Source organism: Pseudoxanthomonas sp. SGT-18, assembly GCF_003931645.1.
Classification (GTDB): Bacteria; Pseudomonadota; Gammaproteobacteria; order Xanthomonadales; family Xanthomonadaceae; genus Pseudoxanthomonas.
This window is the reverse complement of the sequence record NZ_RRYJ01000002.1, coordinates 253,593-279,737: the sequence shown is the minus strand read 5'-3', so window position 1 is coordinate 279,737 and position 26,145 is coordinate 253,593. Positions and strand designations below refer to the sequence as shown.

The window sequence follows — 26,145 nt, the reverse complement described above, 5'->3', positions numbered from 1 at the left end:
GCCATCCGCCGATGGCGCCGCCGGCCGACCGGTCCGCATCATCCAGGAGTTCCAACGGAGGAGACGAATTCTGTAGATCCGCTCGCTGTCCAAGACCTACGCCAACGGCGTACAGGCACTGAAGGACGTGTCGCTGGACATCCCCAGGGGCATGTTCGGCCTGCTGGGCCCCAACGGCGCCGGCAAATCCACCCTGATGCGCACCATCGCCACCCTGCAGGAGCCGGACAGCGGCAGCATCACCCTCGACGGCCTGGACGTGCTCGCCAACAAGGAACAGGCGCGCAAGCGCCTGGGCTACCTGCCGCAGGACTTCGGCGTGTACCCGAAGGTCTCGGCCGAGGCGATGCTGGACCACTTCGCCGTGCTCAAGGGCGTGACCGCGCGCGGCGAGCGCAGGGAGCTGGTGCAGGCGCTGCTGCAGCAGGTCAACCTGTGGAACGTGCGCAAGCGCAAGCTCGGCACCTTCTCCGGCGGCATGCGCCAGCGCTTCGGCATCGCCCAGGCGCTGATCGGCCAACCCTCGCTGGTGATCGTCGACGAACCCACCGCCGGCCTGGACCCGGAGGAGCGCAACCGCTTCCTCAACCTGCTGGCGGAGATCGGCGAGAACACGGTGGTGATCCTGTCCACCCACATCGTCGAGGACGTGACCGACCTGTGCCCGCGCATGGCCATCATCGCCGCCGGCCAGGTACGCCTGGCCGGCGAGCCGCGCGAGGCGATCCGTTCGCTGGAAGGCCGGATCTGGCGCAAGCGGGTGGAGAAGGAGGAGCTGGACCGCCTGGCGCACGAGCACGCGGTGCTGTCCTCGCGCCTGGTCGCCGGCAAGCCGGTGGTGCACGTGCTCGCCGACAGCGACCCCGGCGACGGCTTCGCCGCGGTCCCGGCCAGCCTGGAAGACGTCTACTTCGGCGAGCTGCGCCAGGTCGCGCTGGCTTCCGCCCCGGCAAAGGCGGCCTGAGCCATGTTGCGCCACATCCTGTCCTTCGAAGGGCGCCTGCTGCTGCGCAACGGCGTGTTCTGGATCGTGCTTGCGGTGTTCGGCCTGTTCGGCTTCGCCAGCATGGCCTCGGACAACGTCAGCTTCGGCGGCGGCGTCGGCAACATCATGCGCAACGCGCCGGCGGTGGTGGTCAGCCTGCTGTGCGCCTTCAGCGTGCTGAGCGTGCTGCTGTCGACCATCTTCGTGGCCGGCATCGCCCTGCGCGACTTCGAGCAGCGCACCGCGGAGCTGTTCTTCGCCACCCCTCTGCGCAAGCGCGACTACCTGCTCGGCCGCTTCGGCGGTGGTTTCCTCGCCAGCCTGGCGATCATGCTGGTCATCGCCTTCGGGCTTTGGCTGGGCAGCCTGATGCCGTGGCTGGACCCGGAGCGCCTCGGCCCCACGCCCTGGTCCGCCTACGCCTGGGCGTTCGCGGTGCTGGTGGTGCCCAACCTGCTGTTCCTGTCGGCGCTGCTGTTCCTGCTGGCCACGCTGACCCGCTCGATGCTCTACACCTACATCGGCGCGATCGCCTTCATCGTGCTGTGGACGGTCTCCAGCTCGCTGACCTCGGACCTGGACACGCGCTGGATCGCGGCGCTGGTCGATCCGTCCGGTGGCGCGGCCGTGGACGAGCACATCCGCTACTGGTCCAGCGCCCAGTACAACACCCAGCTGCCGCAGCTGGGCGGCCTGCTGCTGGGCAACCGCCTCCTGTGGCTGGGCGTGAGCGCGCTGCTGCTGGCTGCCGCCTTCCGCCTGTTCCGCGCCGACCGCGAAGGCCTGGTCCTGCGCCGACGCAAGGGCGCGGCCGCGGCTGCGACGGCGCCGGCCGCGCCTGCCGGCCGTGGGCCTGCGCGAGGGCCTGGCCGCGCGCTGGACCCAGTACCGCAGGCTGGCCGCGTTCGACCTGCGCGCCTCGCTGCTGGGCGCGCCGTTCCTGGTCATGCTGCTGCTGGGCCTGCTGGTGATCCTGGTCGCCCTGATGTTCGGCGACAACATCTACGGCACCGAGCTGTACCCGGTGACCCGGCAGATGCTCGGCACCATCCGCGGCAGCATGAGCCTGTTCCTGGTCGTCGTGGTGACGTTCTACGCCGGCGAGCTGGTCTGGCGCGAACGCGGCGCGCGCGTGGCCGAGGCCACCGATGCCTACGCCCTGCCCGACTGGATCCCGCTGGCCTCGAAGCTGACGGCGCTGGCCGGTCTGGTGCTGGCCATGTACCTGGGCGGCGCGCTGTTCACCCTCGCCTGGCAGCTGGGCCACGGCATCACCGCGATCGAGCCGCTGCTGTACCTGAAGGGCATCGCCCTGGACGCCCTCGGCTTCATGCTGATGGCGGCGCTGGCGGTGTTCCTGCAGGCGGTGTCGGGCAACAAGTTCATCGGCTACCTGCTGATGATCGTGTTCCTGGTCGCGCAGGCGGCGAAGGGCATGCTGCACTTCGACCACCTGCTGTACAGTTACAACGCCACCACCCCGCTGCCGTATTCGGACATGAACGGCTACGGCCACTTCCTGGGCGCGCACCTGACCGTGCGTGCCTACTGGGCCGCCCTGGCCGTGGCCCTGCTGGCCGTGGCCCTGCTGTTCTGGCCGCGCGGCACCTCGCTGCACTGGCGCGACCGCCTGCGCCAGGCGCGGGCGCGGCTGCGCGCGCCGGTGGCGGCCACCCTGGCGGCCTCGCTGCTGGCCTTCGCCGGGCTCGGCGGCTGGATCTTCTACAACACCAACATCCGCAACGAGTACGTGCCCGGCGACCTGGCCAAGGAGCGCGCGGCCGACTACGAGAAGCGCTACCGCCAGTACAACCCTCACCGTGCAGGCGGAGAAGGTCTCCACCGACGGCAAGGGCAAGGAAACCCAGGAACCGGTGGACGTGATGGTCGACATCGGCGTGTTCGCCCGTCCGCCGGGCGGCAGCGAGGCCGACGAGAAGGTGCTGTACCTGGCCAAGCACCGCCTCACCCAGGCGGAAACCACGCTGGAGCTGGTGGTCGACGAACTGCCCTACGAGGCCGGCGTGGACCCGTACAACAAGCTGATCGACCGCGCTTCCGGCGACAACCGCAAGAAGGTCACCGTGGTGCAGTGAGCCAAGGTTCCCGGCCCCGCATGGCGCGGGGCCGGAACCCATCCGGCTTGCGCGGCCCGCCTGCCGCGCGGCGGGCGCCGCCTCAGCGCAGGTCGCCGATCACCACCTGGGCGGCGTTGTGGCCCGGCGCGCCGGTCACGCCGCCGCCGGGATGGGTGCCGGAGCCGCACAGGTACAGGCCCGGGATGGCCCCGCGGTAGTGCGCCTGGCCCAGCATCGGCCGCGCCGAGAACAGCTGGTTGAGGCTCAGCGCACCATGGAAGATGTCGCCGCCGACCAGGCCGAACTCGCGTTCCAGGTCCAGCGGCGAAAGTACCTGCCGGCCCAGCACCGAGGCGGCGAAGCCCGGCGCGTAGCGGTCCACGGTGGCGATCATCAGGTCGGCCACTTCGTCGCGGTGGTCGTCCCAGCTGCGGCCGCCGGGAAGTTCCGGCGCCACGTGCTGGCAGAACAGGCTGGCCACGTGCATTCCCGGCGGCGCCAGCGAATCGTCCAGGCTCGAGGGCACCAGCATCTCGACGATGGGCTCGCGCGACCAGCCGTGCTCGCGGGCGTCGCGCCAGGCGCGGTCCATGTAGTCCAGGCTGGGCGCCAGGATGATGCCGGCGGTCAGGTGCTCGCCCTCTCCCGGCAACGCAAGGAAGTCGGGGGCCCGCGACAGCGCCACGTTCATGCGGAACGTGCCTGAGCCGCAGCGCCAGTTGCGCATGCGCTCGGCGGTGGCCGGCGGTACCGCGCCGGCCGGCAGCAGGCGCTGGTACAGCAGCTTCGGGTTGACGTTGGCCACCACCGCGCGGGCGCGCAAGGTCTCGCCCGCCGCGGTGACCACGCCGGTGGCGCGCCCGCCCTCGACCAGGATCCGCTCCACGCCCTGGCCGGTGTGGATTTCCGCGCCGGCCGCCTCGGCCGCGCGCGCCATCGCCCGGGTGATGGCGCCCATGCCACCGATGGCGTGGCCCCAGGCGCCCTTGACCCCGTTGGCCTGGCCGAACACGTGGTGCAGCAGCACGTAGGCGGTGCCCGGGGCGTACGGGCTGGCGTAGTTGCCGACGATGCCGTCGAAGCCGAACAGGGCCTTGATCGGCCCGCTCTCGAACCAGCGGTCCAGGTATTCGGCGGCGGAAATGGTGAACAGGTCCAGCAGGTCCTGGCGCAGCGCCGGCTCCAGCGCATGCAACTGCCGGCCCAGCCGTGCGGTGCGCAGCAGCTCCGGCAGCGCCTGCAGCCAGCCACCGTCGGTGACGTTGGGCGGCGGCTGCAGCGCCAGCGCGCGCAGCACGTCGGCCATCGCCTCCAGCCGCGCCTCGTAGGCCGGCAATGCCTCGGCGTCGTGGCGGGAGAACTTCGCGACCTCTTCGGCCGTGCGCCCGCCGCCGGTGAGCAGGTAGCGGCCGTCGGGCAGCGGCAGGAAGTTGTTGCGCCGGCGCAGGACGATGCGCAGGCCGTGGCCGTGCAGGTCCAGGTCCTCGATCACCTTCGGCTGCAGCAGCGAGACCGTGTACGAGGCCACCGAGTTGCGGAAGCCGGGATGGAACTCCTCGGTGACCGCCGCGCCGCCGACCACGCCGCGGCGCTCGAGCACGGTCACCTTCAGCCCGGCCCGGGCCAGGTAGGCGGCGCAGACCAGGCCGTTGTGGCCGCCGCCGACCAGGAGCACGTCACGCCGCGCGTCTTCGTTCCGCATGCGCGCAGGTATACCACCGGCCACCGGAGCCGCGCCTCAGACCGCCAGGCGGGTACCGGGCCGTGGCAGTTCCACCCGCGCCCCGAAGCGGCGGCCGAGTTCGCCGGCCAGTGCCTGGCGCGCGGGGTCCTCGCCGTGCACCAGGGCCACCGGCGGGGTGCCGCGGAACTGGCCGTACCACTGCAGCAGCCCGCGCTGGTCGGTATGGGCCGACAGGCCGCCGACGGTGTGTACCTGCGCCGCCACCCGCAGCTCCTGGCCGTGGATGCGCACCCAGGGCGCGCGCTCGACCAGGCGCCGGCCGAGCGTGCCCTCGGCCTGGTAGCCGACGAACACCACGTGGGTGTCGCGCCGCTCCAGGCGGTGGCGCAGGTGGTGCTGGATGCGGCCGCCATTGGCCATGCCCGACCCGGCGATCACGATCGCGCCGGAGGCGATCGCGTTGATCCCCATCGAGGCCTGGGTGGTCTCGGTGTAGTACAGGTTGGGCAGCCGGAACGGCGAGGGCCGCTGCCGCCAGACCTGGCTGGCCTGCTCGTCGAACAGCGCCTGGTGGCGGTCGTACACGGCCACCACCTTCCCCGCCATCGGGCTGTCCAGGAAGATGCGCCAGCGCTCCAGCTTCCACTCCTGCCAGTAGCGCGCGAACCAGTACAGCAGCTCCTGGCTGCGGCCCACGGCGAAGGCCGGGATCAGCACCGTGCCGCGCTCGCGCCAGGCGTGCTCGAACACCTCGCCCAGCTCCTGCACGGTGGCGCTGCGCTCGCGGTGGTTGCGGTCGCCGTAGGTGGACTCCATCACCACCAGGTCGGCCTCGGCGATGGCCTCCGGGTCGCGCAGGATCGGCGTGCCCTTCGGCCCCAGGTCGCCGGAGAACACCAGCTTGCGGCCGTCGCCCCACAGCTCGACGATGCTCGAGCCGAGGATGTGCCCGGCGTCGCGCAGGGCCAGCTCCACCCCCGGCAGGATCGCGGTGCGCGCGCCATAGTCCAGCGGCCGCAGCAGGTCCAGGACCCGGGCCACGTCGGCCGCGGTGAACAGCGGCGCCTGGGCCGGCTCGCCCGGTGCACGCCGGCGGTTGGCGCGCTCGGCCTCGGAGGCGGCCAGCGAGGCGGCGTCCTCCAGCATCACCGGCAGCAGGTCGGCGGTGGCCCGTTGCAGCCAGACCGGCCCGTGGTAGCCGCGCGCCACCAGCAGCGGCAACCGGCCGATGTGGTCGATGTGGGCGTGGCTGAGGACCACCGCGTCCAGCCCGGCCGGGTCGAACGGGAACGGGGCGGCGTTGCCCGCCTCCAGCTCGCGTCCGCCCTGCAGCATCCCGCAGTCCAGCAGGATCCGCCGGCCGGCGGCCTCGACCAGGTGCATGGAGCCGGTCACTCCGCCGGCCGCGCCATGGAACTCGATTTCCATCCGCCCTCCTCCCGGGTCCCGGCCCATTGTGCATGACCTCCGGCAGTGCCACCGGCAGTAGACGCTGGCGTACAGTCCGTGCCACTGCCCCCCAGGGGGCCATTGCACGCCCATACGGGCCGGAGACCCCAAACCGTGAACATGCGCAAGACCCAAGCCCTGCTGCTGCCGCTGGCGATCGCCACGGCGCTGGCTGCCTGCTCCAAGAAGGACGAGTCCGCCCCCGCCGCGGAAGCGCCTGCCCTGACCCTGGACGAGAGCCGGCTGCCGCCGGTCAACCGCTTCCAGGTGGCCGACCTGGACGAGACCAAGCAGGCCTGCCACGACTTCGCCGGCTACGCCAACGGCAAGTGGCTGGACGCCAATCCGGTCCCGGGCGACCGCACCAGCTGGGGCGCGTTCGAGATGCTCGACGAGCGCTCCACCGCGATCCAGCAGCAGCTGGCCGAGCAGGCCGGCGCCGACGCTTCGGCCACCGGCGTGACGAAGATCGTCGGCGACCTGTGGGCCACCGGCATGGACGAGGCGAAGATCAACGCCCAGGGCATCCAGCCGCTGGCCGCCGAGCTGGCCGCGATCGACGCGCTGGCCGACAAGGACGCGATCGCCGAGTACCTGCGCAGCCGCGCCGCCAAGGGCGGCAACTTCCTGTTCGGATTCGGCCCGGAGGCCGACTTCCAGAACCCGGACATGAACATCGCCTACGTGTCGCAGGGCGGCCTGGGCCTGCCGGACAGCAAGTACTACACCGACGCCGACAAGCAGGACATCCGCGACAAGTACGTGGCCCACATCGCCCGCATCCTCGAGCTGTCGGGCGTGGACGCGGCCGCGGCGCAGGAGCAGGCCAAGCAGGTGATGGCGTTCGAGACCCGCCTGGCCAAGGCGTCCAAGTCGCGCGAGGACCTGACCCGCGACGTGTCCCTGTTCTACAACCCGGTCAGCCTGGCCGACGCCGATGCGCTGACCCCGAACTTCCCGTGGTCGAAGTTCTTCGAGTCCCAGGGCGTGGCCGCGCCGGAGATGTTCTCGCTGGCGATCCCGGACTTCCACAAGGAGGTCGACAAGGCCCTGGCCGACACCGACGCGGCCGTGTGGAAGGCCTACCTGCGCTTCCACACCGTCGACGGCGCCGCGCCGTACCTGAGCGACGAGTTCGTGCAGGAGAACTTCAACTTCTACTCGGCCACCCTGCGCGGCCAGAAGGAAATGAAGCCGCGCTGGAAGCGCGTGCTGGCCACGATCAACGGCCAGGCCGGCGAGGCCCTGGGCCAGATGTACGTGCAGGTCGCCTTCCCGCCCGAGTCCAAGGCCAAGATGGAGGCCCTGGTCGCCAACCTCGGCGAGGCCCTGAAGGCGCGCATCCAGAACCTGGAGTGGATGAGCGAGGAGACCAAGGCCAAGGCCCTGGACAAGCAGGCCGCGTTCACCACCAAGATCGGCTACCCGGACAAGTGGCGTTCCTGGGACGGCCTGGAGACCGGCCGCGACAGCTACATCGGCAACGTGCTGGCCGCCCGCGAGTTCAACTACCGCTGGGAGCTGGGCAAGATCGGCAAGCCGGTCGACAAGTCCGAGTGGGGCATGCCGCCGCAGATGGTCAACGCCTACTACAACCCGCTGTCGAACGAGATCGCGTTCCCGGCCGCCATCCTGCAGCCGCCGTTCTTCGATCCGGAAGCCACCGACGAGATGAACTACGGCGGCATCGGCGCGGTGATCGGCCACGAGATGACCCACGGTTACGACGACCAGGGCAGCCGCTTCGGGCCGACCGGCAAGTTCGAGAACTGGTGGACCGAGGCCGACGCCAAGGGCTTCGCCGCGCGCACCGCCAAGCTGATCGAGCAGTTCAACGGCTACACCACCGCCGACGGCCAGAAGGTCAACGGCCGCCTGACCCTGGGCGAGAACATCGCCGACCTGGGCGGCCTGGCCACGGCCTACGACGCGATGAAGAAGGCCACCGAGGGCCAGCCGGACCCGATGACCGACGGCCTGACCCGCGACCAGCGCTTCTTCCTCAACTGGGCCACGGTGTGGCGCCGCAACTTCACCCCGGAAGAGCTGAAGCAGCGCATCGCCACCGACGAGCACGCCCCGTCGCAGTTCCGCGCCATCGGCGCGCCCTCGAACCTGCCGGCGTTCGCCGCGGCGTTCAAGTGCGAGGCCGGCGCGCCCATGGCCCGCCAGGGCGATGCCCGGGTCGTGATCTGGTAAGCGCACGCGCAAGGCAAGCGCACGCGGGGCCCGGCATTGCCGGGCACCGTTCTTTTTGCGCCGGCGGCGGGCACCCCGGGCCGTCCCCGGCATCGCCGCGGGGACCGTGCCCTCCCCGCCCCGGGCCGGCACCGCTTCGGTCCGGCCGCGCAAACAGGAAAGGCGCGGTTGCCCGCGCCTTTCACCTTTCCTTCCCGCCCGCGCCTACTTCACCCGGCGCAGGTGGCTGGGACCTCGCGGCGGGCGCCGCCCGCCAAACGGCGGCTGGCCGCGCCAGTAGCGGATCACCAGCCAGCCGAACAACATGCCGCCCAGGTGGGCGAAGTGGGCCACGCCCGGCTGCCAGCCGGTGAAGCCCAGCACCAGCTCGATCGCGCCGAACACGATAACGAAGGTGCGCGCCTTCATCGGGATCGGCGGGAACAGCAGCATCACCCGCTGGCTGGGGAACAGCATGCCGTAGGCCAGCAGCAGGCCGAACACGCCGCCGGAGGCGCCCAGGGTGGGATACGGCGGGCCGCCGGCGGAGACCGTCCACCAGCCCACCAGCAGCTGGCACAGGCCGGCGCCGGCGACGCAGATGAGGTAGTAGGCCAGGAACCGGCGCGGGCCCCAGGTCAGCTCCAGCGGGGAGCCGAACATGTACAGCGCCAGCATGTTGAACAGCAGGTGGCCGAAGCTGCCGTGCAGGAAGCCGTAGCTGAGCAGCTGCCAGGGCTGGAAATTCTGCGCGGGCGAGAACGGATCGAAGCCTTGCGGCGGCCACAGCATGAAGGTCGAGAAGGTGGCGTTGCCCAGCATCAGCTGCAGCAGGAACACCACCACGTTGGCGATCAGCATGGCCTGGGTGACGGGGGGCAGTCGCGCGAACATCCGCGGCTCCATGGAAGGGGAAGCCCATCATAACGGCCCCGCGCACCGGGCCGGGCCCCGCGCTCAGCGCGGCGGCGGCCCCCACACCATGGCGTCCAGGTCGCCGTGCGCGCCGGCCATCAGCTCGCGGCGCACGCGCCCGTCCACCACCGCCACGCCCTCGGCGCGCAGCCGCTGGCACTGCTCGCGGTAGCCGGCCGAGCCTTCGGGGAAGGCGATGCGGCCGTCGGCGCGCAGCACCCGGTGCCAGGGCAGCGTGCGGTCGGTGTTCTGCGACAACACCCGTGCCGCCAGGCGGGCGCGTCCGGGCAGGCCCGCGCGCCGCGCCACCTCGCCGTACCCGGCCACCTGCCCGCGCGGGATGGCGCGCACGGCGGCGAGGATGCGGGCGGCGGCGTCCTGGGTGGCGTCGGGCATGGGCCCAGCTTAGCCAGCACCGCCGCGCCGTAAAAGCGAAGGCCGCCTTGCGGCGGCCTTTGCTTTGCAGCGGCGTGGCGGCAGGCAGGCGCTCAGGCCCAGCCGAGCGCCTTCATCCCGCGCAGGAACAGCCAGGCCAGGCCGCCGGCGGCGGGGATGGTCATGATCCAGGCCCAGACGATGCGCTCGATCACGCCGATCTTCAGCGCGCGCGGGTTCTTGGCGAAGCCCACGCCCATGATCGCGGTGGAGATGCTGTGGGTGGTGGACACCGGCATGCCGAAGTGCGCGGCCAGGGTCAGCACCGTGGCCGAACTGGTCTCGGCGGCGAAGCCGTGGATCGGGTGCAGCCTGACCATCTTGTGGCCCAGCGTCTTGATGATGCGCCAGCCACCGGACGCGGTGCCGGCAGCCATCACCAGGGCACAGGTCAGCACGATCCAGGTGGCGATGTGGGTGCTGTCGTTGTCACCCGGGTGCAGGAAGGCCAGCCACGACGGCAGGTTGTCCAGGGTGCCGGCGGCTTCGGCGCCCATCAGGGTCAGGGCGATGATGCCCATGGTCTTCTGCGCGTCGTTGTGGCCGTGGGCGAAGCCCATGTAGGCGGCCGAGGCGATCTGGGCCTTGCCGAAGAAGGCGTTGACCCAGCGCGGGCGCGCCAGCCGGCGCAGCACGCCGCCGGCGCGGGCCATGGCGGCGATGATCGCCCACAGCAGGACCATCACGCCCACGCCCATGACGAAGCCGGCCAGCGGCGAGGTGACCATCGGCAGGAACACCTTCCACAGCAGGCCCTTGTTCTTGGCCCAGTTGCCGAGGTCCTGCGACCAGATCAGCGCGTCCCAGTTGTTGCCGGCGGCGGCCAGGCCGGCGCCGCACAGGCCGCCGATCAGGGCGTGCGAGGACGAGGACGGCAGGCCGAACCACCAGGTGATCAGGTTCCAGCCGATGCCGCCCAGCAGCGCGCACAGGATCACCTGCGAGCTGGCCTCGACCACGTCGGTGTTGAGGATGCCGGTGGCGATGGTCGCCGCCACCGCGGTCCCCATCAGCGCCCCGACCAGGTTCATCACCGCCGCCAGCGACACGGCCGCGCCCGGCGACAGCACCTTGGTCGCCACCACCGTGGCGATGGAGTTGGCGGTGTCGTGGAAGCCGTTGATGAACTCGAAGACGAGCGCGGCCAGGATCACCACCAGCACGAGGGTCAGCATGGCAGCGGCCCGTCAGCTGTTCTTGAGCGTGATCTGGTAGACCACCACGCCGGCCTCGCGGCAACGGTCGATGGCCTTCTCCAGGATCTCGAAGAATTCCTTCAGCAGGAACATCTGCAGGTGGTCCAGGCGCCCGGAGTAGATGTCGCGGTACAGCTCCAGCATCAGCCGGTCGGCCTCGTTCTCGATCGACCGCAGCTTCTCGTTGAGCACGGTCATCTTGTCCAGGTTCATGTGGCGCAGGCCATGGACCATCTCCACCACCACGTCCGCGGCCTGCTCCAGCATCGCCGCGCGCGGCGCGAAGTCGATGTGGGCCAGGTGCTGGGTCGCCAGCGAGTAGCGGTCCGCGAACTTCTCCACCTGCTTGGGGATCTTGTACAGCGCCGAGCCCAGGGCCTCGATGTCCTCGCGCTCCAGCGGGGTCATGAAGCTGTCCACCAGGGCCTGGCTGATCTTCTCCGAGGCGGTGCGCTCGCGCTGGCGGGCCAGCTTGAACGCATCCAGCGCCGGCTGCCGGTCGGCGGCCTTCATCATCTGGTACAGGGCCTTGGTGCTGTCGTGGGCCGCGATGGCCGCCTCGTCCAGCAGGGTGAAGAACTGCTTGCCGGAGCCGAAAATGGTCTGGAGTGAGAACATCGAAGACTGTCCTCCGCCTCGGGACGGGCGGCGATCCGGGAAATTATGACAGCCCGCGCCGGAGCCCGGTACTGCCGCAGCGCAACATGCCCCGGCGGGAGGCTCCCGCGCCTCTGTTATCATCGCCCCCGCGCCCCGCGGGCGCAGCTTATGGACGACGACCCTAGCCCCCACTTCCGCCGCGCCCTGACGGCGCTGCACGACCAGCCCTCCCATGCACGCCGCGGGGTCCGCCGCCGTGGCTGAGCTGCTGATCGTTTTCGCCCTGATCCTGCTGAACGGCTTCTTCGCGATGTCGGAGATGTCGGTCATGACCTCGCGCAAGAGCCGCCTGAAGCAGCTGGCCCAGGCCAGCAAGCGCGCGGCGCGCGCCCTGGCGCTGTCGGAGAAGCCGGAGAACTTCCTGTCCACGGTGCAGATCGGGATCACCCTGATCGGCATCCTCACCGGCCTGTTCGGCGGCGAGGCCATCGGCCTGGCCATCGGCGACTGGCTGGACGACGTGTTCCCGGCCCTGGGCCAGTACGCGGCCGGCATCGGCAAGCTGCTGGCGGTGGCCCTGATCACCTACTTCACGCTGATCTTCGGCGAACTGGTGCCCAAGCGCCTGGCGATCACCGCCCCTGAGCGGATCGCCGGGTTCGTGGCCATGCCCATGGGCTGGCTGGCGAAGGCCGCCTTCCCGTTCGTGTGGCTGCTGTCGCAGAGCACCCGCCTGGTGCTGCGCGCCGTCGGCCTGGGCAAGGACCAGGTCAGCACCATCTCCGAGGAGGAGATCCGCATGCTGGTGGCCGAGAGCCACGAGCAGGGCGTGATCGACGCCTACGAGCGCGACATGATGAACCGGGTCATGCGCCTGGGCGACCGCACCGCCGACAGCCTGATGACCCCGCGCAACCGCATCGCCTGGCTGGACGCCAACGCGCCGCTGGAGGAGAACCTGGCGGTCATGCGCGAACACCGCTTCTCGCGCTATCCGGTCTACCGCGGCAGCGACGCGGACGTGGCCGGCGTGCTGGAGGTCAAGTCGCTGCTGCACACCGGCGGCGGCATCGAGGGCGGGCTGTTCGACCACCTCAGGGACACGCTGTTCGTGTCAGAGTCCACCCATGCGATGAAGCTGCTGGAGATCTTCCGCGAGGAACAGCAATCGATGGCGCTGGTGGTGGACGAGTACGGCGAGATCCAGGGCCTGGTCACGGTCAACGACCTGATGGGCGCGATCATCGGCCGCCTGCAGGCGGTCGAGCACAACGACGGCGAGGCCCTGGTGGTCGCGCGCGACGACGGCTCGCTGCTGGTCGGCGGCGCCCTGCCCACCGACGACCTGCGCGAGCTGATGGACGGCGCCGCCCTGCCCGACGCCGAGGACGGCGACTACCACACCCTGGCCGGCATGTGCATCGCCCACTTCGGCCGCATCCCGCACGTGGGCGAGCACTTCGACTGGGCCGGCTGGCGCATCGAGGTGGTGGACCTGGACGGCGCCCGCGTGGACAAACTGCTGCTGACCCGCCTGCCGGCGGAGGAAGATGGCCAGCCCGCCTGACCAGGGCGGCACCACCCCGCGCAGCGGGCTTACCCGCGTGCTCGACGCGTTCGCGCACGGCGACCCGGAGGAGCTGCTGAGCCTGGACCGCCTGCTCGGCGGGCTGGGCCGCAGTGCATTCGGGATGTTCCTGTTCGTGGCCATCCTGCCCGGCTTCATCCCCATCCCCGGCGCCGGCGGGGTCGTCTCCGGACCGCTGGTGATGCTGATCGGGCTGCAGCTGGTGGCCGGCCTGGCGCGGCCATGGCTTCCCCGCTTCGTCGGCCGCCGCGGTCCGCGGCGGCATACCCTCAACCGCTTCCGCGCGCGGATCGCGCCATGGCTGGCGCGGCTGGAGCACCTGGTGCGGCCGCGCCTGCAGGGCCTGGCCGGCAACCGCGCCGCCAACGTCCTGACCGGGCTCCTGCTGCTGGTGCTGGGCCTGCTGCTGGCGCTGCCGATCCCGATGACCAACTACATCTTCGCCGGCCTGCTGCTGCTGTTCGCCCTGGCCCTGCTGGAACGCGACGGCGCCCTGCTGCTGGGCCTGTGGCTGGTCTCGGCCGCCACCATCGCCGGCATGGCCCTGGTCTCGGGCGAGCTGGCGCAGCTGCTGGGCGAATGGATCGGGCGCCTGCGCCGCGCCTGAGCCGGCTCAGGCGTCCCGCGCCGCCAGCCGCGCGGCCAGCTCCTCGGCGCCCAGCGGGTGGCTGAGCCAGTAGCCCTGGACCAGGTCGCAGCCCAGGCCGGCCAGCAGGTCCAGCTGCGCCTGCTTCTCCACGCCCTCGGCCACCACGGTGATGCCCAGCGAGTGGGCCATGGCGACGATCGCGCTGGTCAGGGCCAGGTCGTCCGGGTCGCGCTGCATGTCGGCGATGAAGCTGCGGTCGATCTTGAGCCCGTCCACCGGCACCCGGCGCAGGTGGCTGAGGCCGGAGAAGCCGGTGCCGAAGTCGTCCAGCCAGACCTTCACGCCGGTGGCGTGCAGCCGGGTCAGCAGCGCCCCGGCCTGCAGCTCGTCGCTGATCAGCGCGGTCTCGGTCAGCTCCAGGTGCAGGCACCCGGCCGGCAACCCGGACTCGGCCAGGCACTGGGCCACGATCCCCGGCAGCTCGCCGTGGCGCAGCTGGCGCGGCGACACGTTGACCGAGACGAACGGCGGCTCGCCGCCGCACTCGCGCGCCCAGCGCGCCGCGTCGATGCAGGCCTGGCGCAGCACGCGCGGGCCGAGCTGGTCGATCAGTCCGCTCTGCTCGGCCACGTCGATGAACGCCGCCGGCGAGATCGTGCCCAGTTCCGGGTGCTGCCAGCGCAGCAGCGCCTCGGCGCCGACGATCCGGCCATCGCTGGTGCGGCCGATCGGCTGGTAGACCACGCTGACCTCGCCGCGCTCCCAGGCGCCGCGCAGTTCCTGCTCCATGTGCGCGCGGCGCTCGACGGCGTGGTCCATGGCCCGGCTGTAGAAGCGGAAGCCGTTCTTGCCGGCGCTCTTGGCCTGGTACATGGCGATGTCGCCGTTCTTCATCAGGCCGCTGGCGCCGGTGGCGTCCTCGGGGAACAGGGTGATGCCGATCGAGGTGCCCAGGAACACCTGGCGGCCCTCGATCTGCAGCGGGTCGCGCAGTTCGGCCACCAGCACCCCGGCCAGGCGGGTGGCCAGCGGCCGCACGTCCTCGCCCTCGACCAGGATCACGAATTCGTCGCCGCCGAAGCGCGCCAGCCGCGCGTCCGGGCCGCCGTGGCGGCGGACCGCCTCGCGGATGCGGGTGGCGAACTGCAGCAGGGCCTCGTCGCCGGCCTCGTGGCCGAGGGTGTCGTTGACCCGCTTGAAGTCGTCGATGTCGGCGAACAGCAGCGCCAGCTGGCGGCCGGAGCCGTGCAGCTGCTCCAGGCGCTGTTCCAGGTCCTCGCGGAAGGCCAGGCGGTTGGTCAGGCCGGTCAGCGGATCGGTATAGGCGATCTGGCGCACGTCGCGGTCGTGGCGTGCCACGCTCTCGCTCATGCGGTTGAACGCGCGCTCCAGCTCGCCCAGTTCGTCGTTGCGGGCACTGGCGCGCACCTGGACGTTGTAGTCGCCGGCCTCGATCCGGCGCGCCGAGGCGGCCAGGTCGCGGATCGGCCGCACCAGCACCCGCTGCACGTACCAGGCCATGCCCAGCACCACGGCCAGCAGCAGGCCCAGCAGCAGCGCCACCCAGGCGTTCTGGCGCCGCGCCAGCTCGTCGGCGCGCTCGCGCAGGCGTTGCAGGTTCTGCTCCTCGAAGCGGTGCGCGACCTCCAGCGCCAGGCCCACCCGGACCTGGCCGATGCGGCGGCCGTCGCGGCGGACCGGCGCGATCGCCTCGAGCACGTCCTCGTCCTGGCGCACCACCACCTCGGCCACCGGCGGGGCTCCGGCCGGCGGCTCGATCACCCGGAACGGCCCCTCGTCGGCGCGCCCGGCTTCCTGCACCACCCGCCCGTGCGCGTCGGCCACCTGCAGGTACCGGACCAGGCCGTCCTGGCGCTGCTCGCGCAGCAGCGCGGCGATCGCCTCGGTGTCGCCCTCCTGCAGCGGCCGGGCCAGGCTGGTGGCCAGCTGCTGCGCCAGGGTACGGGCGCGCGCATGCAGGTGCGCGTCGATCAGCTCGTGGATCGCCGCACGGCTGAGCTCCTCCGACTCCTGGCGCATGGCCTGCTGCCGCTGCAGGACCAGGCCGAGCAGCACCAGGACCACCACCAGCAGCAGCGACATCGAGGCCAGGAACCTGGCCTGCAGGCCCATGCGCAGCTTCATTCGCCCTCCGTGCAGGCCAGCCGGCGCCGGGACGGCGCGGCCTTGGCAGGGCAAGGATCGGCCCGGAGGAAGGCCACCGCAACGGCCATCGCCCGGCCGTACCTCGACGCACCCGGCAGCGCCCGCGGCGCCACCAGGACCGGATTGCGCATGCTCGACAAGCGTGAATCCCCCCTGTGACCGGCAAAGCCTAGCCGAAAGCCGCTCAGGGCGACAGCGGCCCCTTGCCCGCCGCGCCGGCCAGCCGCGCCATGCGCTGGGCATCGGCCAGCACCCCGCGCAGCAGCCGCACCTCGTGCGCGGTCAGGCCGGTGCGCACGAACAGCCGGCGCAGCTTGCGCATGGCCGAATCCGGGGAGCGCCCCTTGTGGAAGTCGATCTCGTCCAGGGTCTGCGCCAGCTGCGCGAAGAAGCCTTCCAGCTGCTCATGGGTGGCCGGCTGCGCGTCCGGCGGCAACGGCTCGGCCGGAGCCGGATCGGCGGCCAGCACCGCCAGCCGCACCTCGTAGGCCAGCACCTGCACCGCCGCGGCCAGGTTGAGCGAGCTGAACGCCGGATCGGACGGGATGTGCACCGAGGCGTGGCACAGCTGCAGCTCCTCGTTGGTCAGGCCGGTGCGCTCGCGCCCGAACACGATCGCCACCGGCCCCTCGGCGGTGGCCTGCAGCGCCCGCTGCGCGGCCGCGTCCGGCTCCAGCTGCTCCAGCTGCACCCGGCGGCTGCGCGCGGTGCAGCCCAGCACCATGCGGCAGTCGGCCACCGCCTCGGCCAGGGTGGCGTATACCGGGGCGCGGTCGAGCACGTCCTCGGCGCCGGCGGAACGGCGGTAGGCGGTGTCGTCCAGCGGCTTTTCCGGGCTGACCAGGACCAGCCTGGACAGGCCCATGGTCTTCATCGCGCGCGCGGCGGCGCCGATGTTGCCCGGGTGCTGGGTGCCGACCAGGACGATGCGGATGGCGCCGGCGGCCCCGGCGGCGGATTGTGGGGCGATGGGGGATTCGGACATGGCGCAGATGGTAAACTGCGCGGCCGGCCTCGCGTGCCGGAACGCTCTTTTAATTCGCCCAACCCCCACAGCCTTTACCGGGAGCCTTCGCCATGCTCAAACCCGCCGTCAACGTCATGGTCAAGGCCGCGCGCCTGGGCGGCAACGTCCTGCTGCGCAACATCAACCGCCTCGACGCCCTGAACGTGGTCCAGAAGCAGCGCATGGACTACGCCAGCGAGGTCGACGCCGAAGCCGAGAAGGTCATCGTGAAGGAGCTGCGCCGTGCCTACCCGGACTACGGCGTGCTGGGCGAGGAAGGCGGCCACCAGCCAGGCCGCCAGTCGCGCTTCCAGTGGGTGATCGACCCGCTGGACGGCACCAGCAACTACCTGCGCGGCTTCCCGCACTACTGCGTCTCCATCGCCCTGGTCGACAACGGCGAGCCGATCGACGCGGTGATCTTCGACCCGCTGCGCAACGAGCTGTTCGCCGCCAGCCGCGGTGCCGGCGCGGTGCTCAACGACAAGAAGATCCGGGTGGCCGAGCGCAAGGACCTGTCCGGGACCGTGATCGGCACCGGCTTCCCGCCGCGCGAGCGCGCCCGCGCCAGCGCCCAGCTCAAGTGCGTGGACGCACTGCTGGCCCACGCCGAGGACGTGCGCCGCACCGGTTCGGCCGCCCTCGACCTGGCCTACGTGGCCTGCGGCCGCCTGGACGCCTACTTCGAGGCCGGGGTGAAGGCCTGGGACATCGCCGCCGGCGTGCTGCTGGTGCGCGAGGCCGGTGGCCGGGTGTGCGACTTCCGCGGCGGCAACGCCGCGCGCATGGACGAGCGCGGCCCGGACGGCCGCCAGATCATCGCCGGCAACGTGAAGGTCGCCGACGAGCTGCAGAAGCTGGTGGTCAACACCGGCTACGCCGCCGCGTTCAACTGAGATCCGTCTGGAAAAGCCGCCTGCCCTCCGGGGTAGGCGGCTTTTTTCGTGCCTGGTGCCTGCCCGCCCCCTCTGCAACAGGGAGGGGCTGGGGTGGGTGCGGGATGGCAACCGTGCCGCGGGTGCAAACCGTGCCTGGCACCCTACCCTCTCTCCCCTCCCCACGCGGGGAAGGGTTGGGGAGGCAAAAGAAAAGCCGCCCAGGGGCGGCTTTTCCAATGCTGCAGGCGGCGCCTGCTTACGGACGGCGCGCCAGCTCCGCCTCGTCCCTGGCCTTGGGCAGCAGGTCCTGCTTGGTGACCTTGAGGAAGCCCAGGGTCAGCAGCGGGCAGGCCAGGAAGATGGAGGACAGGGTGCCGACCACGGCGCCGATCATCTGGGTCAGGGCCAGGCCCTCCAGCGAGCCGCCGCCGTACAGGTACAGCGCCAGCACCGACAGGAAGAACACCAGCGAGGTGATGATGGTGCGCGACAGGGTCTGGTTGATCGAGCGGTTGAAGATCTCGTGCGGCTCCGCGCGCATGGAACGGAAGTTCTCGCGCACGCGGTCGAACACCACGATGGTGTCGTTGATCGAGAAGCCCATCACCGAGAGCAGGCCGGCCAGCACGGTCAGGTCGAAGTCGCGGCCGCTCCAGGCGAAGTAGCCGGCCACCACAACCACGTCGAACAGCGTGGTCAGGGTGGCCGAGACCGCGAACTTCCATTCGAAGCGGAAGCCGATGTAGATCAGGAAGCCCACCACCACGAACAGTGCAGCGTACAGGCCGTTCATGGCCAGCTCGCGGCCCACCTGCGGGCCCACGAACTCGGTGCGCATCAGGGCGGCCGGATTCTCCGCGGTGGAGACCGCGGCCAGCACCTCCTGCGCGGTGCGGTTGTTGGCGTCGGTCGTGGTCTGGCCATCGCGCGGCTGCAGCCGCACCAGCACGTCGGTGCCGCTGCCGAAGCTCTGCACCTGCGCGCCCTCGTAGCCGGCGCCGGCCAGGCGCTCGCGCACCTGGTCGACCGGGGTGGACTGGGCGAAGCGCACCTCGACCACGGTGCCGCCGGTGAAGTCCAGGGCGTAGTTGAAGCCCTTGGCGATGCCGGCCAGGGCGGCCACGAACATCAGCACGGCGGCGACCATCGCCACCCAGCGCATCTTCATGAAGTCGATGCGCGGCTCGTGCGGGATAAAAGTCAGCGGGAAGATCTTCATGTCCGGTTTCCTTCCCTCAGACGGCCAGGGACTTGAGCTTCTTGCGGCGGGCGTACAGCAGCACCGCCAGGGAGCGCGACACGGTGATCGCGGTGAACATCGAGGCGAAGATGCCGATCACCATGGTCACGGCGAAGCCCTTCAGCGGGCCGGTTCCGAAGGCGTACAGCGCGATGCCGGCGAGGATGCCGGTGAGGTTGGCATCGAAGATGGTGCCGGAGGCCTTCTCGTAGCCGTTGGCGATCGCCGCCTTGGGCGGCACGCCGGCGCGCAGCTCCTCGCGGATGCGCTCGTTGATCAGCACGTTGGCGTCCACCGACAGGCCGATCGACAGCGCCAGGCCGGCGAAGCCCGGCAGGGTCATGGTGGCGCCGAACAGCGACATCACCGCGACCACGATCAGCAGGTTGAACAGCAGCGCGATGCCGGTCAGCACGCCGAACATGCGGTAGTACACGGCGAAGAACACCAGGGTGAACAGGAACGCGTACAGCACCGCGGTGACGCCGCGCTGCACGTTCTCCTTGCCCAGGCTGGGGCCGACGATCTTCTCCTCGACGAAGTCCATCGGCGCGGCCAGCGAGCCGGCGCGCAGCAGCTTGGCCAGGTCGTCGGCCTCGGCCTTCTCCAGGCCGGTGGTCTGGAAGTTCTTGCCGAACACGCCGTTGATGTTGGCCACGGAGATCACTTCCTCCTTGACCCGGAAGCTGCGCACTTCCTGGCCGTTGACCATCTTCACCTGCGGGATGCGCTCGGTGTAGACCACCGCCATCGGCTTGCCGACGTTGGCGCTGGTGAACTCGAACATGCGGTCGCCGCCGACGTTGTTGAGGGTCACGCTGACCGCCGGCAGGCCGTTCTGGTCGACCGTGCTCTGCGCGGCCACCATCTGGTCGCCGGTCACGATCACGCGCTTGCTCAGCAGCACCGGCGAACCGTCGCGGCGGTAGTAGACCTTGGCTTCCGGCGGCACCCGGCCGGTGCGCACCGCGTCGATCGCGCTGCCCTCGACCACCGCGCGGTACTCCAGGGTCGCGGTGGCGCCGATCATGCGCTTGGCCTCGGCGGTGTCCTGCACGCCGGGCAGCTGCACCACGATGCGCTCCTCGCCCTGGCGCTGGATGATCGGCTCGGCCACGCCCAGTTCGTTGACGCGGTTGCGCAGGGTGGTGATGTTCTGCTCGATCGCCGAGCCGGCGATCTGCTGCAGCTCGGTTTCCGGGATCCGCACCAGCAGGCGGTTGCCGCCCTGCACCTCGACCGACATCGCCGGCAGCGCCTGCGCCAGCACGGTGCGGGCCTGGGCCGGGTCGGCGCCGCTGGCCAGGGCCACGGCGATGGTGTTGTCGGGGCGGCGGTCGACCGCGGTGTAGCGGATGCGGCGGTCGCGCAGGGTCACCCGCACGTCCTCGGTGTAGGCGTCCAGGCGCTTGTCCAGCGCCGCCTTCTGGTCGACCTGCAGCACGAAGTGCACGCCGCCCTGCAGGTCCAGGCCCAGCACCATCGGCTTGGCGCCGATGCGCTCCAGCCAGTCCGGCACGTTGGAGGCCAGGTTCAGGGCGACGGTGTAGTTCTCGCCCAGGCTGCCGCGCAGTGCGTCGGCGGCCAGGGTCTGCGCCTCGGCGTCGTCCAGGCGCACCAGCAGGTTGTCGCCCTCGACCGCGACCGACTTGGGCGTCACGCCGGCGGACGACAGCGCGCCGGCGACGCGCTCGGACAGCGCCTGGTCCAGGGCGGCGCCGCGGTTGCCGGTGATCTGCACGGCGTAGTCGCTCTGGTACACGTTGGGCAGCGCGTACAGCACGCTGAGCGCCAGCACGGCCAGGATGACCAGGTATTTCCAGCGGGGAAACTCGAGCATTGCGGGACCCCGCGCGGCCCCGCCCCGCGGGACCACGCTCAGTGGTGGAACGGACGGATCAGGCGGACTTCAGGGTGCCCTTGGGCAGCACGTTGCCGATGGCGGCCTTCTGCACGCGGATGCGGACGTTGTCGGCGATCTCGACGGTGACGAAGTTCTCCCCGATCTCGGTGACCACGCCGGCGATGCCGCTGTTGGTCAGCACCTCGTCGCCGCGCTGCAGCTTGCCGAGCATGGCCTGGTGCTCCTTCTGCCGCTTCATCTGCGGGCGGATCATCAGGAAGTACATGATCGCGATCAGGATGATCGGGAACAGCAGCATGCCGAAGCCGCCCTGCGGCGCGGGGGCCGCGGCGATGATGGCGGTCGGGCTGAGGGTGGCGAGAAGGCTCATCGGTGGTTCCTGTCAAGGCTGAAAATAGCCGTGGATTATGCCATAGGGGCGCCCCGCCCCCATTGCAACGAAACTGGGACCCTTCCGGGGCGCCTCCGGTTCCCGCCGGGCCGACCAGCGGCACCCTGCCCCCGCCCGGCGCCGCCGGACCGGCTCAGCCGCCGGTGCGCGCGGCGTAGAAGTCGCGGCGGAACGCCTCGAACCGGCCCTGCTCGATGGCCGCGCGCATGTCGGCCATCAGCTTCTGGTAGTACCAGAGGTTGTGCAGGGTGCCGAGCATCGGCCCCAGCATCTCGTTGCAGCGGTCCAGGTGGCGCAGGTAGGCGCGGCTGTAGCCGCCGCTGCAGGCCACGCAGCCACAGCCCGGCTCGATCGGGTCCATGTCCCGCTCGTAGCGGGCGTTGCGGATGCGCACCGTGCCGAAGGAGGTGAAGTAGTGGCCGTTGCGCGCATTGCGGGTGGGCATGACGCAGTCGAACATGTCCACGCCGCGGGCCACGCCCTCGACCAGGTCCTCCGGGCGGCCCACGCCCATCAGGTAGCGCGGGCGGTCGGCCGGCAGCCGCGGGTGCAGGTGCTCGAGCATGGCATTGCGCTCGGCCTCCGGCTCGCCGACGGCCAGGCCGCCGATGGCGTAGCCGTCGAAGCCGATCGCCTGCAGGCCGTCCAGCGAGCGGCTGCGCAGGTCGTGGTAGACGCTGCCCTGGACGATGCCGAACAGCGCGGCGTCGTTGCCCAGCCCGTCGTGGGCGTCGCGCGAGCGCCGGGCCCAGCGCAGGCTCAGCTCCATCGAGCGCCGGGCCACGTCTTCGGTGGCCGGGTACGGGGTGCACTCGTCGAAGATCATGACGATGTCCGAGTCGAGCACCTTCTGGATCTTCATGCTCTCCTCCGGCCCCAGGAACACCCGGGCGCCGTCGGTCGGCGAGGCGAAGGTCACGCCCTGTTCGGTGATCTTGCGGCGGTGGGCCAGGGAGAACACCTGGAAGCCGCCGGAGTCGGTCAGGATCGGTCCGTCCCAGCGGGCGAAACCGTGCAGGCCGCCGTGGTCGCCGATCACGTCCAGGCCCGGGCGCAGGTACAGGTGGAAGGTGTTGCCGAGGATGATCTGCGCGCCCAGCGCCTTCACCTGGTCCGGCAGGATGCCCTTGACCGAGCCATAGGTGCCCACCGGCATGAACGCCGGCGTCTCCACCGTGCCGCGCGGGAAGGTCAGGCGGCCGCGGCGGGCGGCGCCATCGGTGGTCTGGAGCTGGAACTGCAGTCGGGACATGGGCTCGGTCGGACTTCGGGGCCGCGTATTGTCGCCGATCGCCCCGCAGGGCGCCCGGCCGGCGGCGGGCTGGCCTGGCGCTGGACGCCTCAGCGCTGGAACAGGGCGATGCTTTCGACGTGGGCGGTATGCGGGAACATGTCCATCACCCCGGCCGACACGAGTTTGTAGCCGCGCTCGTGCACCAGGAAGCCGGCGTCGCGCGCCAGCGATCCGGGATGGCAGCTCACATAGACGATGCGGTTGATGTCCTGCAGCGGCAGTTGCTTTAGCACCTCCTCGGCGCCGGAGCGCGGCGGATCCAGCAGCAGGCGGTCGAAGCCCTGGCGCATCCACGGCGTGCCGCGCTGGTCCTGGGTCAGGTCGGCGGCGAAGAACCGGGCGTTGGCCAGCCCGTTGCGCTCGGCATTGGCGCGGGCGCGGGCCACCAGGCCGGGGTCGCCCTCCACGCCCACCACCTCGCGCACCTGGCGCGCCAGCGGCAGGGTGAAGTTGCCCAGCCCGCAGAACAGGTCCAGCACCCGGTGGTCGGGCGAGGTATCCAGCATCTCCAGGGCGCGGGCGATCATCTTCTCGTTGAGCCGGGCATTGACCTGGATGAAGTCCAGCGACTGGAACGCCAGCTCCACGTTCCACTGCGGCAGGCGGAAGGACAGCTCCGGCGCCGGCTCCTCCAGCGGATGCACGCTGTCGAGGCCCTTGGGCTGCAGGAAGATGCTGAAGCCGTGCTCGCGGCCGAACGCGGCCAGCGCGGCGCGATCGGCCTCGCCCAGCGGCACCAGGTGGCGCACGGTCAGGGCGATGGCGTCGTCGCCGGCGATGAACTCGATCTGCGGGATGCTCTCGCGCGCCTGCAGGCCGTCGACCAGGGCCGACAGCGCGGCCACCTTCATCCCGATCTGCGGGATGGTGGTATGGCACTCGCGCAGGTCGGCGACGAAGCGCGGGTCCTGCTCGCGGAAGCCGACCAGGGTCTTGTCCTTCTTGTTGACCCGGCGCACCGAGAACCGGCCCTTGCGCCGGTAGCCCCAGCTGCCGGCGGTCAGCGGCGGCAGCACCTCGCCCGGCTGGACCTTGCCGATCCGCTCCAGGTTCTCCAGCAGCACGTGCTGCTTGGCCAGGATCTGCTTGTCCTCGTCCAGGTGCTGCAGCACGCAGCCGCCGCAGGTGCCGAAATGCGGGCAACGCGGCAGCACGCGGTCCGGCGACGCCTCCAGCACTTCCAGGGTGCGGGCCTCGTCGAAACGGCGGCTGCGGGCGGTCAGCTCGACCACCACCGTCTCGCCCGGCAGCGCGCCGGCGACGAACACGGTCTTGCCGTCCTCGCGGCGGGCGACGCCGCGGCCGTCGTGGCTGAGGTCGAGGATGCGGGTCTGGAACGGGGTACGGTCGAATCGGGCCACGTGGCGGAGGCTTCGGGGCGGCAAGGGGGCGGGCATTATCCCGGAATGCGCCTGCGGCGTGTCCCAAATCTGAACGGATGCCCTTGCGGGGCGGCGCCCCTGCGCTAGGATGCACCCAGCCGACAGGGAGTCAGCCACATGGGAGCGCGAAAACCCTCCGTGCCCGCCACCCCGCGGGTCCTGCTGGTCGAGGACGACAGCATCAGCCAGGCCTATTTCCAGGCCGTGCTCGAATCCCTCCCCGCCACCGTGGAACTGGTGGCCACCCAGCAACAGGCACTGGCGCACGGCACCGCCATGCGCCACGACCTCTGGCTCATCGACCTGACCCTGCCCGACGGCTCCGGCATCGAGCTGCTGCGGCAGCTGCAGGCGCACTGGCCGGAGCCGCCGCCGGCGCTGGCCCACACCGCCCATTCCGACCCGGCCGCCCACGCCCCGGCGCTGGAGGCCGGCTTCCGCGAGGTCCTGGTCAAGCCGATGCCCGGCGCCCAGCTGCTGCAGGCCGTGCGTGCCGCGCTGGCCACCGCCGGCAGCCTGCCGGACTGGGACAACGCCGCGGCCGCCGCCGCACTCAACCACGACACCGAGAACATCCGGGTGCTGCGCCGCATGTTCCTGGACGAGCTGCCGGGCGCGTGCGAAGAGGTGCTGGCCAGCGCCCGCCGCGGCGACATCGGCGCGGTGCGCGCGCGCCTGCACCGGCTGCAGGCCGGCTGCGGCCTGGTCGGCGCGCGCCGCCTGGGCGCGGCGGTCGAGTCGCTGCGCCGCGCCCCGGATTCGCCGCGCGCGCTGGAGCACTTCGACCACGTCGCCCGCGACCTGCTGCGCTGAACGCAGCCGGCCCCGGATGGCCAGGCCACCCGGGGCCGCGCCGGCGCCCCGTCAGCCCAGGCTCGCCGAACGCTCGTACCAGTCGATGCGGCGGGTGACCAGCATCACCAGGGCGAGCACGCCGAACAGCAGCAGCGAGCCCATCAGCAGCGCGTGGTCCTCGGCCGCCAGCAGGCTGTAGAGCATCCCGTACAGCCCGGACAGCAGCCCGGCGAACACGCCGGCGCGCCACCAGCTGCGCAGCACCCCGGACACGTAGGCGAACTGCAGGCCGATGCAGGCCGCGGCGGAGGCCAGGTAGGCCAGACCGAACGCGACGTGCTCGGACAGGGCCAGCAACAGCAGGAAGAACACCGCCAGGGCCAGGCCCACCATCAGGTACTGCAGCGGGTGGATGCGCAGCCCCCGCACCAGCTCCAGCAGGGCGAAGCCGACGAAGGTCAGGACCACGAACAGCACCCCGTACTTGGTGGCGCGGTCCACCCGGGTGTGGGCGTCGACCGGATCGACCAGGGCCACCTCCAGGCTGTCCCAGTCCGCCGGCGCGCCGGGGCGCGACGCGGCCTGGCCAGTCGCCGGATCGGCCACCGCGGCCAGCACCTGGGCGCGCGCCGCGCTGGCCAGCGAGGACACGCTCCAGCTGGCGCTGAATCCCTCCGCGCCGACCTCGCGCTGGCTGGGCAGGAAGCGCCCGCCGAACGCGGGATGCGGCCAGGCCGACCGCAGCCGGACTTCGTTGCTGTCGGCGACCGGCACGATCGCCAGCGACTGGGTGCCGGCCAGCTCCATGCGCAGCCGCGCGCGTGAGGGCTCCAGCCGCCTCGCATCGGCGGCCGGCGGCACCAGGCGCGCATGCACGCCGTCCAGGCGGCCGCCCAGGTCGGCGGTGCCGGCGCTCAGCCGCGCCGCGGCGCCATCGACCTCCAGTACCGGGGTGCCGACCAGCCCGCGCACGTCGCCCAGGCCGAATGCCAGGTACGGGGTGCCGTAGCGGCGCCCGTCCACGCGCGGCAGGGCCAGCGGCTCGAACGTCGCCTCCAGCTCGGCCTGCCAGCGGAACACGCGCACGTCGTACAGGCCGACCCGGCGCGCCTCCGGCAGCAGCACGCCGCCGGCGTGCAGCGTGGCCGGCGCCTGCACCAGGTAGCCGGACACGGTTTCCTCGCGCAGTTCCAGGCGGCCATCGGCGCCGGCCGCGTTCACCCGCCGGGTCGCGGTCCACGGCACCACCCTGAGGGGTCCGGCCAGCCGCTGCGGCCCGGCCATGCCCTCGGCCACCCGCTGCACCGCCTCGGCGCGGTGCGCCTGGCGGTCCTGGACCAGCCCCCGGATCATCGCCAGCGGCACCAGCAGCAACAGCACCAGGGCGCCGACGGTGAGGAACCGCAACAACAGCTTGAATGAAGTCATCGGA

General features: G+C 71.3%; 23 protein-coding genes. 7 read left to right on the top strand and 16 right to left on the bottom strand.

Annotated elements, in window-relative coordinates:
* Positions 1-76: 76 nt before the first annotated feature.
* Complete coding sequence (locus EIM47_RS04325) at positions 77-964, top strand: ABC transporter ATP-binding protein (RefSeq protein WP_240626164.1); 888 nt, start codon at positions 77-79, stop codon at positions 962-964.
* On the opposite strand, the gene EIM47_RS16175 is transcribed toward EIM47_RS04325, so the two are convergent.
* Entirely contained in the window at positions 907-1,185 is a 279-nt protein-coding gene (locus EIM47_RS16175) for a hypothetical protein (protein ID WP_164514541.1), read from the bottom strand. The genes EIM47_RS04325 and EIM47_RS16175 overlap by 58 nt on opposite strands.
* 315 nt (positions 1,186-1,500) lie before the next feature.
* Positions 1,501-1,626, bottom strand: a complete 126-nt coding sequence (locus tag EIM47_RS16090) for a hypothetical protein (RefSeq protein ID WP_276312174.1) — start codon at positions 1,624-1,626, stop codon at positions 1,501-1,503.
* A 206-nt stretch (positions 1,627-1,832) separates the two neighbouring features.
* On the opposite strand from EIM47_RS16090, the gene EIM47_RS04315 reads away from it, so the two are divergent.
* Complete coding sequence (locus EIM47_RS04315; RefSeq protein ID WP_125076242.1) at positions 1,833-3,281, top strand: hypothetical protein; 1,449 nt, start codon at positions 1,833-1,835, stop codon at positions 3,279-3,281.
* Here the strand turns inward: EIM47_RS04315 and EIM47_RS04310 are convergent.
* Both EIM47_RS04310 and EIM47_RS04305 read right to left on the bottom strand, forming a co-directional pair.
* A complete protein-coding gene (locus tag EIM47_RS04310) occupies positions 3,164-4,765 on the bottom strand; it encodes an NAD(P)/FAD-dependent oxidoreductase (RefSeq protein ID WP_125076241.1) in 1,602 nt (533 codons plus the stop codon). The genes EIM47_RS04315 and EIM47_RS04310 overlap by 118 nt on opposite strands.
* 36 nt (positions 4,766-4,801) lie before the next feature.
* Positions 4,802-6,175, bottom strand: a complete 1,374-nt coding sequence (locus EIM47_RS04305) for an MBL fold metallo-hydrolase (RefSeq protein ID WP_125076240.1) — start codon at positions 6,173-6,175, stop codon at positions 4,802-4,804.
* 141 nt (positions 6,176-6,316) lie between these two features.
* On the opposite strand from EIM47_RS04305, the gene EIM47_RS04300 reads away from it, so the two are divergent.
* Positions 6,317-8,395, top strand: a complete 2,079-nt coding sequence (locus tag EIM47_RS04300) for a M13-type metalloendopeptidase (protein WP_125076239.1) — start codon at positions 6,317-6,319, stop codon at positions 8,393-8,395.
* Positions 8,396-8,599: 204 nt separating this feature from the next.
* Here EIM47_RS04300 and EIM47_RS04295 read toward each other — a convergent pair whose 3' ends face one another.
* From EIM47_RS04295 to EIM47_RS04280, 4 genes are all read right to left on the bottom strand, one after another.
* Positions 8,600-9,268: a rhomboid family intramembrane serine protease gene (locus tag EIM47_RS04295; protein WP_028914723.1), complete on the bottom strand. Its 669-nt coding sequence runs from the start codon at positions 9,266-9,268 to the stop codon at positions 8,600-8,602.
* A gap of 63 nt (positions 9,269-9,331) precedes the next feature.
* Entirely contained in the window at positions 9,332-9,685 is a 354-nt protein-coding gene (locus tag EIM47_RS04290; protein ID WP_019398085.1) for an MGMT family protein, read from the bottom strand.
* A 92-nt stretch (positions 9,686-9,777) separates the two neighbouring features.
* Entirely contained in the window at positions 9,778-10,899 is a 1,122-nt protein-coding gene (locus tag EIM47_RS04285) for an inorganic phosphate transporter (RefSeq protein ID WP_125076238.1), read from the bottom strand.
* Between the two features lie 12 nt (positions 10,900-10,911).
* Complete coding sequence (locus EIM47_RS04280) at positions 10,912-11,538, bottom strand: DUF47 family protein (protein WP_125076237.1); 627 nt, start codon at positions 11,536-11,538, stop codon at positions 10,912-10,914.
* A 238-nt stretch (positions 11,539-11,776) separates the two neighbouring features.
* Between EIM47_RS04280 and EIM47_RS04275 the strand changes: the two genes are divergently transcribed.
* On the top strand, positions 11,777-13,087 hold the full coding sequence (locus tag EIM47_RS04275) for a hemolysin family protein (protein ID WP_019398088.1): 1,311 nt from the start codon (positions 11,777-11,779) through the stop codon (positions 13,085-13,087).
* Positions 13,071-13,715, top strand: coding sequence for an exopolysaccharide biosynthesis protein (locus tag EIM47_RS04270; protein ID WP_019398089.1), 645 nt, complete (start codon positions 13,071-13,073; stop codon positions 13,713-13,715). Before EIM47_RS04275 ends, EIM47_RS04270 begins: the two co-directional genes overlap by 17 nt.
* A 6-nt stretch (positions 13,716-13,721) precedes the next feature.
* Here EIM47_RS04270 and EIM47_RS04265 read toward each other — a convergent pair whose 3' ends face one another.
* Positions 13,722-15,842, bottom strand: a complete 2,121-nt coding sequence (locus EIM47_RS04265; RefSeq protein ID WP_125076236.1) for an EAL domain-containing protein — start codon at positions 15,840-15,842, stop codon at positions 13,722-13,724.
* A 205-nt stretch (positions 15,843-16,047) separates the two neighbouring features.
* Positions 16,048-16,848: an RNA methyltransferase gene (locus EIM47_RS04260; RefSeq protein ID WP_019398091.1), complete on the bottom strand. Its 801-nt coding sequence runs from the start codon at positions 16,846-16,848 to the stop codon at positions 16,048-16,050.
* A gap of 92 nt (positions 16,849-16,940) precedes the next feature.
* On the opposite strand from EIM47_RS04260, the gene EIM47_RS04255 reads away from it, so the two are divergent.
* Complete coding sequence (locus EIM47_RS04255; protein WP_026010409.1) at positions 16,941-17,765, top strand: inositol monophosphatase family protein; 825 nt, start codon at positions 16,941-16,943, stop codon at positions 17,763-17,765.
* Positions 17,766-18,003: 238 nt separating this feature from the next.
* Here the strand turns inward: EIM47_RS04255 and secF are convergent, their stop codons facing one another.
* From secF to rlmD, 5 genes are all read right to left on the bottom strand, one after another.
* A complete protein-coding gene (gene secF / locus EIM47_RS04250) occupies positions 18,004-18,966 on the bottom strand; it encodes a protein translocase subunit SecF (RefSeq protein ID WP_125076235.1) in 963 nt (320 codons plus the stop codon).
* 16 nt (positions 18,967-18,982) lie between these two features.
* Complete coding sequence (gene secD / locus EIM47_RS04245; RefSeq protein WP_125076234.1) at positions 18,983-20,827, bottom strand: protein translocase subunit SecD; 1,845 nt, start codon at positions 20,825-20,827, stop codon at positions 18,983-18,985.
* A gap of 58 nt (positions 20,828-20,885) precedes the next feature.
* Entirely contained in the window at positions 20,886-21,221 is a 336-nt protein-coding gene (gene yajC / locus EIM47_RS04240; RefSeq protein WP_019398095.1) for a preprotein translocase subunit YajC, read from the bottom strand.
* Positions 21,222-21,375: 154 nt separating this feature from the next.
* Entirely contained in the window at positions 21,376-22,494 is a 1,119-nt protein-coding gene (gene tgt / locus EIM47_RS04235) for a tRNA guanosine(34) transglycosylase Tgt (protein ID WP_125076233.1), read from the bottom strand.
* A gap of 89 nt (positions 22,495-22,583) precedes the next feature.
* Complete coding sequence (rlmD, locus tag EIM47_RS04230) at positions 22,584-23,933, bottom strand: 23S rRNA (uracil(1939)-C(5))-methyltransferase RlmD (protein ID WP_125076232.1); 1,350 nt, start codon at positions 23,931-23,933, stop codon at positions 22,584-22,586.
* 123 nt (positions 23,934-24,056) lie between these two features.
* On the opposite strand from rlmD, the gene EIM47_RS04225 reads away from it, so the two are divergent.
* Complete coding sequence (locus EIM47_RS04225; protein ID WP_240626156.1) at positions 24,057-24,731, top strand: response regulator; 675 nt, start codon at positions 24,057-24,059, stop codon at positions 24,729-24,731.
* A 51-nt stretch (positions 24,732-24,782) separates the two neighbouring features.
* Here EIM47_RS04225 and creD read toward each other — a convergent pair whose 3' ends face one another.
* Positions 24,783-26,141 carry a cell envelope integrity protein CreD gene (gene creD, locus EIM47_RS04220; protein WP_125076230.1) on the bottom strand — a complete coding sequence of 453 codons (1,359 nt, stop codon included), beginning with the start codon at positions 26,139-26,141 and terminating at the stop codon, positions 24,783-24,785.
* Between the last annotated feature and the right edge of the window lie 4 nt (positions 26,142-26,145).

Bases quoted from the DNA above. Each gene is read 5' to 3' on its own strand.
- EIM47_RS16175 (WP_164514541.1), bottom strand. From the start codon at position 1,185: ATGGTCGACAGCAGCACGCTCAGCACGCTGAAGGCGCACAGCAGGCTG.
- EIM47_RS16090 (WP_276312174.1), bottom strand. From the start codon at position 1,626: ATGTGCTCGTCCACGGCCGCGCCACCGGACGGATCGACCAGCGCCGCG.
- EIM47_RS04310 (WP_125076241.1), bottom strand. From the start codon at position 4,765: ATGCGGAACGAAGACGCGCGGCGTGACGTGCTCCTGGTCGGCGGCGGC.
- EIM47_RS04305 (WP_125076240.1), bottom strand. From the start codon at position 6,175: ATGGAAATCGAGTTCCATGGCGCGGCCGGCGGAGTGACCGGCTCCATG.
- EIM47_RS04300 (WP_125076239.1), top strand. From the start codon at position 6,317: ATGCGCAAGACCCAAGCCCTGCTGCTGCCGCTGGCGATCGCCACGGCG.
- EIM47_RS04295 (WP_028914723.1), bottom strand. From the start codon at position 9,268: ATGTTCGCGCGACTGCCCCCCGTCACCCAGGCCATGCTGATCGCCAAC.
- EIM47_RS04290 (WP_019398085.1), bottom strand. From the start codon at position 9,685: ATGCCCGACGCCACCCAGGACGCCGCCGCCCGCATCCTCGCCGCCGTG.
- EIM47_RS04285 (WP_125076238.1), bottom strand. From the start codon at position 10,899: ATGCTGACCCTCGTGCTGGTGGTGATCCTGGCCGCGCTCGTCTTCGAG.
- EIM47_RS04280 (WP_125076237.1), bottom strand. From the start codon at position 11,538: ATGTTCTCACTCCAGACCATTTTCGGCTCCGGCAAGCAGTTCTTCACC.
- EIM47_RS04270 (WP_019398089.1), top strand. From the start codon at position 13,071: ATGGCCAGCCCGCCTGACCAGGGCGGCACCACCCCGCGCAGCGGGCTT.
- EIM47_RS04265 (WP_125076236.1), bottom strand. From the start codon at position 15,842: ATGAAGCTGCGCATGGGCCTGCAGGCCAGGTTCCTGGCCTCGATGTCG.
- EIM47_RS04260 (WP_019398091.1), bottom strand. From the start codon at position 16,848: ATGTCCGAATCCCCCATCGCCCCACAATCCGCCGCCGGGGCCGCCGGC.
- EIM47_RS04255 (WP_026010409.1), top strand. From the start codon at position 16,941: ATGCTCAAACCCGCCGTCAACGTCATGGTCAAGGCCGCGCGCCTGGGC.
- secF (WP_125076235.1), bottom strand. From the start codon at position 18,966: ATGAAGATCTTCCCGCTGACTTTTATCCCGCACGAGCCGCGCATCGAC.
- secD (WP_125076234.1), bottom strand. From the start codon at position 20,827: ATGCTCGAGTTTCCCCGCTGGAAATACCTGGTCATCCTGGCCGTGCTG.
- yajC (WP_019398095.1), bottom strand. From the start codon at position 21,221: ATGAGCCTTCTCGCCACCCTCAGCCCGACCGCCATCATCGCCGCGGCC.
- tgt (WP_125076233.1), bottom strand. From the start codon at position 22,494: ATGTCCCGACTGCAGTTCCAGCTCCAGACCACCGATGGCGCCGCCCGC.
- rlmD (WP_125076232.1), bottom strand. From the start codon at position 23,933: ATGCCCGCCCCCTTGCCGCCCCGAAGCCTCCGCCACGTGGCCCGATTC.
- creD (WP_125076230.1), bottom strand. From the start codon at position 26,141: ATGACTTCATTCAAGCTGTTGTTGCGGTTCCTCACCGTCGGCGCCCTG.